Raw genomic sequence first — 11,846 nt, forward strand, 5'->3', positions numbered from 1 at the left:
AACCATGGTTAATCCTGAAATTACAAAATCGAAAATTCTTGAATTTGCGAGTGAAGACGCACGGATTCGTGCCGTTGTTCTTAACGGTTCGCGAGCCAATCCAACGATACAAGAAGACGCATTTCAGGATTTTGATGTGGTCTTTTTTGTTGAAAATTTCGATTCTTTTATTTCGGATAAATCATGGTTATACCATTTTGGAAAACCCTATTTACAGCAATTTCCAGATGAAATGGAATTAGGAAGTGATCCCAGTGAGGAGAAAATTTCCCATACCATTTTAACCGTTTTCGAAGACGGAAGTCGCATTGATATTCGTCTTTTTCCAATTGAAAAATTCAAAACCAAGTACGAGCACGACAGCCTTTCCGTTGTTTGGCTCGATAAAGATCATATTTTCGAAAATCAAATCGACTCTTCAGATTTTGATTATCATATCAAAAAACCTTCAATACAAGAATTTTCGGAGGTTTGCAACGAGTTTTGGTGGTGTTGTCCTTATGTTGCCAAAGGCTTGAAAAGAAACCAAATTTTCTATGCTAAAGATCAACTTGAAACTGTTGTGCGACCAATGTTCTTGCGTTTAATCTCATGGAAAGTTGGAATCGATACTCGTTTCTCTGTTTCATTTGGAAAGTCAGGAAAACATGCGGAAACCTATCTAAAGCCGCAATTGTATCAAAGCATTTTAAAAACGTATTCCGATTCTGATTTAGAATCGAATTGGAATGCTTTAAAACTTCTAATGCAACTATTCTATGAAGAACAATTGTATTGCGCTGAAAAACTTCAATTTCCATTCAACAAAAGAGAAGCGGAAAATTCAATTGAGTACGTTTCTAAAATTGAAAAATTCGGACAAATCTAAACTTTTTACCAGCCTCCGCCGCCTCCGCCGCCGCCACCGCCTCCAGATGAACCTCAACCACTAGAACCGCTCGAGCTGGAGCCTCCAGAATACGAACTTGAGGATGAAGATCGCGAAGATGATGAGGATGACGAACTGGAACTCGAACTTACCGGCGCTATACTAGCCGACGTTAACGATCGGGCAAAACCTGGATGAATAAAATCGGAGCCACCAAGTTCGGGCATTTGTGATATGGATAAGTCCAAAGCTTTGCGAAAACGTTTTCCCCAAATATCATCTACGCCCAAAACCATCGCATACGGAAGAAATTTCTCGTATTCATCGGTAGTCATTTCGGGTGGATTGTGGAATTTCAATTGTGCTTCTTCCGCTGTTCCCAAATACATTTTCAAACCTTCAATTTCGGCTTTCATCTCGACAGCATCTACACTTGGACGTGTTATCAGCTTTTTGAAAATCAACAAAGAAATGACACTCACAATTAAAAATTTAAAGCAATGCGACCCTAATGTAGAAATATCGGGAGAAGCACCATACGCAAATAAGAAAATGGGAACAAAAAATGCTCCTAAGAAAAACAGCAAAAAGAAGAACAAAACTCGATCTGTATAATTCCAAAAAGCTAATAAAAGGAGCAAAATAATGGAATCAAAAAAAACCAATATTCCACCACTAAAAATCATGGAATAATCACCCTCTCGATACGACGCATACAGCAGCATGGCAAAAAATGTAGCAAGAATAATTTTCAATCCGGTGTAAACAAATTTCGAATTTGCATCGATTTGCAGAAATTTTTTATGCTCCTTCATCATCCAATTTTCGAATGCTTCTGCCGCATTGTGAACTTTATAATTGTAGGATCCGTTTAAATGAAGTTTCCCATTTTTATCAAATGCTTTCGTAAGTAGCAGTTGCTCATCTTTTTGAAGGGAATCTAAATTTGTATTAAGATTCTCGATATCATAAATGCGATCAGTAATGAATTTATTTTGATGCGTTGTATCTTCTTTAATTTTAATCACTTTTTTCACCGCCATATCCACAAAATTAGCGGTTATTTGAGTGATACTATATTTTCCTTTGTGAATATATCCGATACTTCCTGGCGACAAATTTTGAGGTGCATTAAACTGAGGAACAACCACTGGTTTGGCATAATCTCTCCCGAAAAGATTCCATTTAGAATAAAAATAAGACAGTAAATACAGGAAAACGCCAATCAGTGTGTAATTGGGCCAATCTCGCTTCAGGCTCTTCCAAAACATCGACGGCTCTTGAAGAACGTTAGGTTTGAAACCAACAGCCACCGTTAAATTTTCGCGCGCATTTAAGTTTGATGCTTCAAAAAAGATTTGATTTGCAGTTAACGATTTGAAAGTACAATTTTGATCCTTACTTCCATACACGCCGGTATAACACGAATTTTGAAGAATATCCGCACCTTGAGGAAGCGTTATTCGTGCGCTAATGTGATCGACTGGAAATGACCAATCCGTTCCATTAACATTCCAATAAAACTCGTCATAGCCACTAAATTTTGTTATTTGATCGGACGTTTTATACTTGATTTCGTAGGTGTAAATCCCACTAGACAAATACTCATCCTTATTGCCAATATACAAATTCAAAACCCCGTCATACACTTCTTTTTTATACGGCTCGGTCACGCCATTTTTCTTAATCGAAACGATGGTATAATCAACATCAATAATACCTTTATTTGTATTTCGAATAGTAGGCAAAGCTCTGAAAATACCGCGTTTGATTTCATTTCCCGCCGCATAAACCTTAATGGTTTCCGTAATTGTAGCAACTGATTTTAAAGAAATATCAACTTCCGAATGAAAATCGATTATTCGTTCTACATTTGGAAACGGGTCTGCATACTTTACGGTTCCGTTGTCCAACTGGGTAAGTGAAGTTAACGCAGGGACGTTTTCCACTTGCGCAAAAGCCCAAGCAAACAAACAAATGAAAACAAACTGAAGTATCTTTTTCATTGAATTTTTTTTTACCAGCCGCCACCGCCGCCACCGCCACCGCCGCCGCCGGAAAATCCACCGCCGCCAGAACCGCTTCCTCCAGAACTGCTGTTGGAAGGCGCTGTAGATCCAGAACTAATTGATCGTGACAAACTTGAATTTAGTGAACTTCCAAAAGAATGCAATCCGGTGTAATGTCCAGCGTACCACGAGCTTGTATATCCCGCAGCCATCGCCAATAAAGCAACTTCAAACTTTTTGCCCCAAATATCGTCCACGCCCAAAACCATTGCATAGGGCAAATATTTTTCAAAAATTTCGGGAGTCATTTTTGGAGAATTATGGAATTTCAACTGCTCATTTTCAGCGGCACCCATATACATTTTAAATCCATCAATCAGGGATTGTTTACGCAATTTTTCTTCAGATGGACGTTTGATAAAATATTGAAATGCAAGAAAAATCAACAAACAAATAATGGCAAACTGAAAACAGTATTTAAAATCTTTTTCCATTCCGATTGAAAATCCCATACTAATAAACGGAATGATAAAGGATAATGAAAAGAATATCGTAAAAATACCCATAAAGCCTTTCAATGGGACCTTCCCAAGAACTCGAGTCGCTACAAAATAAACGACAATCGCCATGACATAGATAAAAAACCCAACGATCATAAAGCCAAAATCGCCCCGTTTCAAAGCCGAAAGCAATAAGCCAATGAAATAAATAAATGATAAAAATAGGAATGGATACAATACCAAATTCCCATTATTTCCTTCGTTCAAGAATTTATTATGTTGAACTTTTAGACTCGCCTGAAACATAGAAACCGCCTTTTCTATTTTCGGATCGTATTTCCCCGTTAAAGTGACCTCCGAACGATTCGAGAAAAGATCGTTCATCACGCCAATTTCTTCTTTGGCTAAACTTTGATCGGGTTCTTTAATTTTCTGAATGGTAAACTCTTTCGAATTAAAAAGATTCAAAAGTCCTTTAGATTCGGTTTCGATAATTTTGGTATAGCCTTTCACGGAAAGATTCACCAACGTTGCCGTTAAAAAATTCGTCGCATACTTTTCTTTTTTAATGTAACCCAAACTTGCCGGCGACATATCCTCAGGAACATTAAATTGCGGATAAACCGTTGGTTTTGGAGGGTCTATGCCATATTTTTTCCACATCGAAATGGAATAGACAATAAAACCCAATAAAGACAATCCCAACAAAAGCAAAACGCCGTATTTTTCTAGAAAACTCGGCGGAGGAGGAGGCAAAATAACACCTTTCGTAAATCCAACAGCAACCGTTAAATTCTCACCATTTGAAAAATTTACAGCGGACCATTCAATTGTATTTTTATCCAGTACATTCACATCGCAATTCGACTCCGTGCTCTTTGCTTCTCCTGTATAACATGAATTTTGAAGAATTTCTACCGTTTTCGGAAGAACCACTTTTGCAGAAATTTTATCGATTGCAAAAGCCCAATCGGTTCCATTGACATTCCAATACAACTCGTCATAGTCTTTGAAAAAGCCAATTTGCTTAGCAACCGTATATCGAATTGCATATTCATAAACTCCAGGCGGCAAAATCTCATTTTTATCGCCAATGTAAATCGTAAAATATCCAGAACCATTTTCGGAATGATAGTCTTGCTTGGTTCCATCTTTGGTAACTGAAACAACTTTCAAATTAACCTTTTGATTGCCTCCATTGAAATTTCGAGTCGTTAAAAACGTTCGCGTAATTCCATGTTTGATGGCGTCACCCAAACTGTTGACTTTGATAATTTCGGTAACATCCAAATCGCCTTTATCGTTGACAATAATATCGGAATGGAAGTTCAAAATCCGTTCAGAACCCGTATTGGAAGCGAATGCTCCACCCACAGAATCTGTCGGAATCCCGCCCTGAGAAAACCCCAAAAGCGATAAGCAGATGGAAATTAAAGTCAGAAAACACTTCATATCTAGAATTTTACGGAAGGGACTTCGCGCTCAGCAGCATTTTGAAGTTCGAAGAAAGCTGCATCTTTAAAGCCAAACATTCCTGCAACCACATTACTTGGAAACGATTGTACGGTCGTGTTATTATTTCGAACAGTTCCGTTATAATAGCGTCTCGCTTTTTCAATATCGCCTTCTACGGCAGATAATTCGGCTTGAAGTTGTTGGAAATTCGCGTTGGCTTTCAAATCTGGATATTGCTCTGCAACCGCCATTAAATTCAACATGGCTTTATCTAAATTTTTCTCTGCAACCTCTTTAGATTCAACGCTGTTCGCTTTTTGCGCTGCCGTTCTCGCTTGGATAACGCTGTCCAACGTTTCTCTTTCGTGCGTTGCGTAACCTTTTACCGTTTCAACTAAGTTTGGGATTAAATCATGACGCTTTTTCAGCATGACATCAATACTACTCCAACCTTCTTGAACGAGATTTCGAAGCGAAACCAATTTATTGTAAACACTAATAAAATAGATACCCACAAGGACAAGTACCCCTAAAATAATAAGTAAAACCATTTTCACATTTCTTTTATGTTCAAATCTAAAGTACTAAAAAATGCAGAACAATTGGTGAAAAAATGTGTGTTATTTAAAATTAAGTCTTCTTAATATTTCAAAATTTCTAAGCGTTCCAATTTCGGCGAAGCCGCTAAACCATTTGGATTACAACCTAATTCTCCTTCCGGAACTTGAAGTCCCTTCTTCTCATAAAACGACTTCCAAAAAGCATTAGTTTCGCCTGTTGATGGATCTTTAAAAGTCATGGGTTCCAAAACGAATATCGAATCAGCCCTGAAGATCCGCTCGATAAAATCCGAACAATAATAAGATTGTTCATCTAAAATATAATTAAAATTATAGGGTTTTCCAAGCATCGAATTCGCATTAACCAAAGCCTTTGGAATTGTTTTTTGAAATTCTTTTTTCAACCGATATTGTACGATGGTTTGATTTTGAGATTTCGCATTTTTAAGAAAATCATTCAATTTTTGTTTTTGAGAACCGCCTTTTGGCGCTGCATGAAGAACGAAAATATTCGTACCCGATTTTTCAACAATACCGATATGATCAAAATTTGCTTTTTCTTCTCGCTGTGTCACGTTGTTAATTGCTCCTGAAAGACCTTCTTGTTTCGCAGTAACAAAAAGTAAATCGCCGTTCTGAAGACTAGTATTTTGTTGTGATTTACATCCTAGTAAAAGCATCAAACCCAAAACACCGATCACAAATTGAATCCAACTCATTTTTCCCATACCGCAAATGTAGTACGAAAAAAAGGGAATCAAAAACTCGTTTTTGGCTTTCTATTTCTTGAGGCTAAAAGAATAAATTTAGTATTTTTGTGTAAAATTCAATCTAATGCCAAACATTTCAGAAAGAGCACAAAATATGCCGGCATCACCGGTACGAAAACTAGTTCCTTACGCCATCCAAGCGAAACAAAAAGGAGTTAAAGTCTATCATTTAAACATCGGTCAACCGGACATTGAAACGCCACAAACCGCTTTAGATGCAGTAAAAAATAATCATTTACGGATTTTCGAATACGCCCTTTCTGAAGGAAATATCGAATACAGAACGGCACTTAAAGACTATTATCATTCTTTAGGCTTCACAGACCTTACAACCGATCAAATTATTGTAACTAATGGTGGTTCCGAAGCGTTGAATTTTGCACTATCTACCTTGTGTGACGATGGTGACGAAGTGATTATTCCAGAGCCGTATTATGCCAACTACAACGGATTTACAAGCGCGTACAACATTAATGTGGTTGCTGTTCCTTCTACCATTGACAGTGGTTTTGCATTGCCACCAATCGAAGATTTCGAGAAAAAAATTACAGAAAGAACACGTGCTATCGTTATCTGTAATCCAGGAAACCCTTCAGGTTATTTATACACGAAAGAAGAACTTCAGCAATTAGCAGATATCGCTTTGAAATACGATATCGTGATTATTTCGGATGAAGTTTATAGAGAATATGTTTATGATGGAAAGCAACAAGTTTCCATGTTGGAATTTCCTGAAGCTTCAGAAAATGTGATTATCATTGATTCGGAATCAAAGCGTTATTCCATGTGTGGAGCTCGTATCGGATGTATGATTACGAGATCTAAAAAGATTCATAATGCCGCTATTTTATTTGCTCAAGCGCGTTTGAGTCCAGTTTTGTTGGGGCAAATTGCCGCTACAGCTGCACATTATAACGACGGCGATTATATTAGAAGCGTTCGCGAAGAATACACAAAAAGAAGAAATCTTTTGGTTGATTTGCTAAATGCGATTCCAGGAGTGATCTGTCCAAAGCCAAAAGGTGCGTTTTATTGCGTTGCAGAACTCCCTGTAGATGATACCGATAAATTTGCCCAATGGCTACTAGAAAGTTATTCGTACGAAAACGAAACAGTAATGCTTGCGCCAATGGGTGGTTTTTACAGCGATCCAGAACTTGGTAAAAAACAAGTTCGCGTTGCCTATGTCTTGAAAGAAGAAGATTTGAAACGAAGCGTTGAATTATTAAACGACGCATTACAGAAATACCGAATCGAATTCGGATTGTAAAAGGAAAACGGGAATTAGTTCCCGTTTTTTTTATCCATTTTTCATACAAATATTAGTAAATTAGCCCCTTATTATTACTCGAAATGACCATTCAACAAAACGTTTCTTTACAGCTGTACAACACTTTTGGAGTTGCCGTTACCTCAGATTATTTTTGCGAAATCACATCTATTGAAGAGCTTAAAGAAGCTCTTGCTTTTGCAAAAGAAAATCAACAAAAAATATTGTTTTTGGGCGGTGGAAGCAACGTTTTATTGACAAAAAACTACGATGGTCTGGTCGTCATTCTTTCGTTGAAAGGGATTTCGGAAGAAAAGTTGGATGAAAATCACGTCATCGTTTCAGCAAAAGCCGGTGAAAACTGGCATCAATTTGTACTTTGGTGTTTGGGTAAAAATTATGGTGGACTCGAAAATTTATCTCTCATTCCAGGAAATGTTGGAACATCGCCGATGCAAAATATTGGCGCGTACGGAACCGAAATTAAAGACATTTTCCACTCCTGTGATGCATTGAATTTGGAAACATTAGAAATCGAAACCTTTGATTTAAACCGCTGTCGTTTTGGATATCGAGATTCCATTTTCAAACAGGAAGGCAAAGGAAAATACGTAATCCTTGAAGTTCGTTTTAAATTAACGACAAAGGAGCATTCTATCAAAGTGGAATACGGTGCAATTCGTGGTGAATTGGACAAAATGAATATTGAAAATCCAAGCATTCAGGATGTTTCTAAAGCGGTAATCGCTATTCGCGAAAGCAAACTTCCTGATCCTAAAAAGATTGGAAATGCTGGAAGTTTTTTTAAAAATCCAGTTATTCCAAAATCGCAATACGACGAACTTCAAAAGAAATTTGAAACCATTCCGGGATATCCAAATCACGATGAAGTGAAAGTTCCCGCGGGTTGGCTTATCGAAAACGCTGGTTGGAAGGGAAAACAAATCGGAAATGTAGCTTCCAATCAACTTCAAGCACTGGTTATCATTAACGCAACGGGACTTGCAACGGGAAAAGAGATTTACGATTTCTCCACGAAAATCATTGAATCCATCCACGAAAAATACGGAATCACATTAGAACGAGAAGTAAATATCATCTAATGAAAACGCAAGAATACATCGATCAACTCGTTGATAAAACCATTGAAAAAGCTTTAGACAAAGCCATTGTCGAGTTAAGTAAATCAACCGAACTTGAAACATTTGCGATGCTCATTCAAGACGCGCATTGTGTAAGCGAAGTTCTTCCAAGTTCAAGAGATTATTATTTCGATAATTCTGTTTTAATAGACAGTTTGAAGGAATTTGGAAACGAACAAATCGAAACCGAAAAAGCAGAAGGTTTTTGCGTTGTCTTTCAAACTGAAGTTCCTCTTCATGGAAAAAGTCAGCAAGCCATTGGTTTGTTTTTCAAGATGAAAGATGATTATTTGGCTTTGAAATCGCGCATGTATTATTTCCCATTCAATCGATTAGGGAACATTCCGCAAATCGACTTCGAATCAGCTTTTGCGAGCGAAGCTTAAACTTTAGCAACCTCACTCTTGTTTAATTTCTGAAACATCCAAAAGCCTAGTAAAACGCCAATGGAATTCAGAATAATATCATCCAACTCGAAAATCCCTAGCCGAGTAAAGTATTGAAGCCCTTCCACACAAAAGATAGTGGTTAAAAAAGTCGCCATTAATTGGGATAACTTCGATAATTTAGGAAAAACCCAACCCAAAAATCCGAACGGAATAAACATCACAATGTTTCCTACCAAATTGATCCAAATGGTTCTGAAATCCTGTTGCAAAAACTTTTGATACACAAAAAGAAATGTAGAATACACCGGTTTTACTCGAACAATATGGTCATCCATCACCGTCCTTCCAAACCCCAAAAACATGAAATACAGCAACATCAAGGTGTATGGAAAAATCAGAAAACGGTAAACAGTTCGTAGTTGCATGATGCAAAAGTATTCAATATAAAAGACTAATTTTGTGTAGATTTTGAATATAACCTCAAAAAGTACATTAGCAGTATGAAATATATACTACTCACGCTTCTATCAGCGGTTTTACTGAGCATTTCTTGGCCTACGTATGGAATTCCATTTTTTATATTTATTGCATTAGTTCCGCTTTTAATGATGGAACACGACCTTTCCAAATTTTCAACCATCAAAAGAAAAGGTTGGGCTATTTTCGGACTTTCGTATTTGTGTTTTATCATTTGGAATATCGTGACCACAGGTTGGCTATACGGCTCTAAAAACCCAGATGGAAGCCATTCTTTAATGGCGGTTGTATTTCCGGTTTTAGTCAATTCACTTTTGTATTCCTTAGTTTTCCAATGCTATCATTGGTACAAAAACTATCAAGGAACCTATTGGGGACTTACTTTTTTTGTTGCCATTTGGATGTGTTTTGAGAAATTTCACATGAATTGGGAACTCACTTGGCCATGGTTAAATCTTGGAAATGTTTTCTCAGAATATCCAAAATTTATTCAATGGTATGATACCTTAGGAGCGACGGGAGGAAGCTTTTGGATTTTGTTAATCAACGTCTATTTTTTCTACAGTTTGCGAATTTGGGAAGCGGGAAGAAAGAAAAAAAGTTTGATTATCAATTCATCTGTATTAGTTTTGTTAATCGTTGGTCCAATGCTAATTTCTTTTTCGAAATATCAAAATTTTAACGAAAAACCTTCGGGACAAACTTCTGTTTTGATGTTACAACCCGATCTTGATCCGTACAATGAAAAATATTCTAAAGACAGTTTAACGATACTTAATGAGCTTTTAACCTTAGCAAAAACGGCTGATCAAGCCAAAGTAGATTTTTACATTGCACCTGAAACTGCTTTGCCCGGACCAGGATCTTTTTCAGAAAAAGGTATGGATAAAAGTCCAATTTTAGATAGCATTAAACAATTTTTAGCGCAGAGACCAAAATCTGTTTTTGCAACGGGCGTTTCTTCGCATCGCTTTTTTATGGAAGGCGAAAACATTCCGAAAAACGCATATAAAACCAACTTTGGACCTTGGGTGGAAAGTTACAATACGGCTATTCAAATTATTCCAAATCAAAAAATTGAAACCTATCATAAAGGAAAATTAGTTCCGGGAGTTGAAATCTTCCCGTACATGAATGTTTTGAAACCGTTGCTAGGTGATGCTATGTTGAATTTAGGCGGAACGGTTGCTTCACTAGGAATTGATGAAAAAAGAAAAGTTTTTAAAAATCCATATAACAAAGCTGCGCTTGCTCCAATCATTTGCTATGAAAGTATTTATGGAGAATTTGTAACTGATTATGTGAAAAATGGAGCCAACTTTTTAGCGATTATGACCAATGATTCTTGGTGGGGCGTTACCCAAGGACACAAGCAATTACTTTCGTACGCTCGACTGCGCGCTATCGAAACGAGAAGAGAGATTGCCCGTTCTGCAAATAGTGGAATTTCAGCGCATATAAACGCTTTGGGAGAAATCGAACAAAGTACGTTGTACGGCGATCAAACGGCACTTTATGCTAAAATAAATCTATACGACGGAGAAACTTTCTATGTACGTTCTGGAGATTTCATTTCGAGAATTTGTGTTTTCATTTTAGGATTTTTAGTTTTTTACATCTTAATCAAAGCAATACAAAAGAAGTGGTTTTCTTAGCTTGGAAAACCGCATAAAATGGGAATAACGAAAAGTTTAAGAAAATCATTTTGGAAAATATTTGTCTATCTGAAAAAAACTTCGTTATTTTGCAACCTCAAATATTTATATAGTAAATAAGAACATCGAGATATGTCAAGAATTTGCCAAATAACAGGAAAGCGTGCAATGGTTGGTAACCACGTTTCTCACGCTAACAACAAAACGAAGAGACGTTTTGAAATAAACTTACTGGAGAAGAAATTTTATCTTCCAGAGCAGGATAAGCACATCACTTTGAAAGTGTCTGCACACGGATTGAGAATTATCAACAGAGTTGGTATTGAAGAAGCAATTGAAAGAGCAACAAGAAACGGTTTAATTAAGTAATTATCAGATCATGGCAAAAAAAGGAAATAGAGTTCAAGTAATTCTAGAATGCACTGAGCATAAAGAAACTGGTGTTGCTGGAATGAGCAGATACATCACGACAAAGAACAAAAAAAATACAACAGAAAGATTGGAGTTGAAAAAATACAACCCAGTTTTGAAGAAGTATACCGTTCACAAAGAAATTAAGTAATATTTAAAAAACATAGTTTACCATGGCAAAGAAAGTAGTAGCTACACTTAAGGATGGATCATCTAAGAAGTTGACCAAAGTGGTGAAAATGGTAAAATCTCCAAAAACTGGAGCTTACGTTTTCGAAGAGCAAGTAATGAATGCTGATGATGTAGATGCCTTCTTGAAGAAGTAATCGCATAATCAGGA

Annotated in this window: 13 protein-coding genes; 8 read left to right on the forward strand and 5 right to left on the reverse strand. The window is 36.9% G+C overall.

Features of this window, described 5'->3' with window-relative positions; all coding sequences use genetic code 11:
* The first annotated feature begins 4 nt into the window (after positions 1 to 4).
* Positions 5 to 868, forward strand: a complete 864-nt coding sequence (locus tag AC5XHR_RS05865; RefSeq protein ID WP_495949852.1) for an aminoglycoside 6-adenylyltransferase — start codon at positions 5 to 7, stop codon at positions 866 to 868.
* Between the two features lie 53 nt (positions 869 to 921).
* Here AC5XHR_RS05865 and AC5XHR_RS05870 read toward each other — a convergent pair whose 3' ends face one another.
* The 4 genes from AC5XHR_RS05870 to AC5XHR_RS05885 all read right to left on the reverse strand — a co-directional run bounded on the left by AC5XHR_RS05870 (position 922) and on the right by AC5XHR_RS05885 (position 6,111).
* Positions 922 to 2,874 (reverse strand): DUF2207 domain-containing protein, encoded by a 1,953-nt coding sequence (locus tag AC5XHR_RS05870; protein ID WP_495949853.1) that lies wholly within the window; start codon positions 2,872 to 2,874, stop codon positions 922 to 924.
* Between the two features lie 11 nt (positions 2,875 to 2,885).
* Complete coding sequence (locus tag AC5XHR_RS05875) at positions 2,886 to 4,829, reverse strand: DUF2207 domain-containing protein (RefSeq protein WP_495949854.1); 1,944 nt, start codon at positions 4,827 to 4,829, stop codon at positions 2,886 to 2,888.
* Positions 4,830 to 4,831: 2 nt separating this feature from the next.
* On the reverse strand, positions 4,832 to 5,383 hold the full coding sequence (locus AC5XHR_RS05880) for a LemA family protein (protein ID WP_495949855.1): 552 nt from the start codon (positions 5,381 to 5,383) through the stop codon (positions 4,832 to 4,834).
* Positions 5,384 to 5,472: 89 nt separating this feature from the next.
* The gene (locus AC5XHR_RS05885) at positions 5,473 to 6,111 is read right to left on the reverse strand and encodes a YiiX/YebB-like N1pC/P60 family cysteine hydrolase (RefSeq protein WP_495949856.1); all 639 of its coding nucleotides are present in this window, start codon (positions 6,109 to 6,111) and stop codon (positions 5,473 to 5,475) included.
* A 115-nt stretch (positions 6,112 to 6,226) separates the two neighbouring features.
* Between AC5XHR_RS05885 and AC5XHR_RS05890 the strand changes: the two genes are divergently transcribed.
* From AC5XHR_RS05890 to AC5XHR_RS05900, 3 genes are all read left to right on the forward strand, one after another.
* A complete protein-coding gene (locus tag AC5XHR_RS05890) occupies positions 6,227 to 7,432 on the forward strand; it encodes a pyridoxal phosphate-dependent aminotransferase (RefSeq protein ID WP_495949857.1) in 1,206 nt (401 codons plus the stop codon).
* 83 nt (positions 7,433 to 7,515) lie between these two features.
* Complete coding sequence (gene murB / locus AC5XHR_RS05895; RefSeq protein ID WP_495949858.1) at positions 7,516 to 8,535, forward strand: UDP-N-acetylmuramate dehydrogenase; 1,020 nt, start codon at positions 7,516 to 7,518, stop codon at positions 8,533 to 8,535.
* The gene (locus tag AC5XHR_RS05900; RefSeq protein ID WP_495949859.1) at positions 8,535 to 8,960 is read left to right on the forward strand and encodes a hypothetical protein; all 426 of its coding nucleotides are present in this window, start codon (positions 8,535 to 8,537) and stop codon (positions 8,958 to 8,960) included. Before murB ends, AC5XHR_RS05900 begins: the two co-directional genes overlap by 1 nt.
* Here the strand turns inward: AC5XHR_RS05900 and AC5XHR_RS05905 are convergent.
* Positions 8,957 to 9,388 (reverse strand): VanZ family protein, encoded by a 432-nt coding sequence (locus tag AC5XHR_RS05905; RefSeq protein WP_495949860.1) that lies wholly within the window; start codon positions 9,386 to 9,388, stop codon positions 8,957 to 8,959. The genes AC5XHR_RS05900 and AC5XHR_RS05905 overlap by 4 nt on opposite strands.
* A 75-nt stretch (positions 9,389 to 9,463) precedes the next feature.
* On the opposite strand from AC5XHR_RS05905, the gene lnt reads away from it, so the two are divergent.
* The 4 genes from lnt (at position 9,464) to AC5XHR_RS05925 (ending at position 11,832) form a co-directional block, all read left to right on the forward strand.
* On the forward strand, positions 9,464 to 11,095 hold the full coding sequence (lnt, locus tag AC5XHR_RS05910; RefSeq protein ID WP_495949861.1) for an apolipoprotein N-acyltransferase: 1,632 nt from the start codon (positions 9,464 to 9,466) through the stop codon (positions 11,093 to 11,095).
* Between the two features lie 132 nt (positions 11,096 to 11,227).
* Entirely contained in the window at positions 11,228 to 11,464 is a 237-nt protein-coding gene (gene rpmB, locus AC5XHR_RS05915; protein ID WP_495949862.1) for a 50S ribosomal protein L28, read from the forward strand.
* Between the two features lie 10 nt (positions 11,465 to 11,474).
* Entirely contained in the window at positions 11,475 to 11,657 is a 183-nt protein-coding gene (gene rpmG, locus AC5XHR_RS05920) for a 50S ribosomal protein L33 (protein WP_039341297.1), read from the forward strand.
* Positions 11,658 to 11,679: 22 nt separating this feature from the next.
* The gene (locus AC5XHR_RS05925; protein ID WP_495949863.1) at positions 11,680 to 11,832 is read left to right on the forward strand and encodes a DUF4295 domain-containing protein; all 153 of its coding nucleotides are present in this window, start codon (positions 11,680 to 11,682) and stop codon (positions 11,830 to 11,832) included.
* The last annotated feature ends 14 nt before the right edge of the window (positions 11,833 to 11,846 follow it).

The organism is Kaistella sp. CFF1-2, assembly GCF_059509915.1.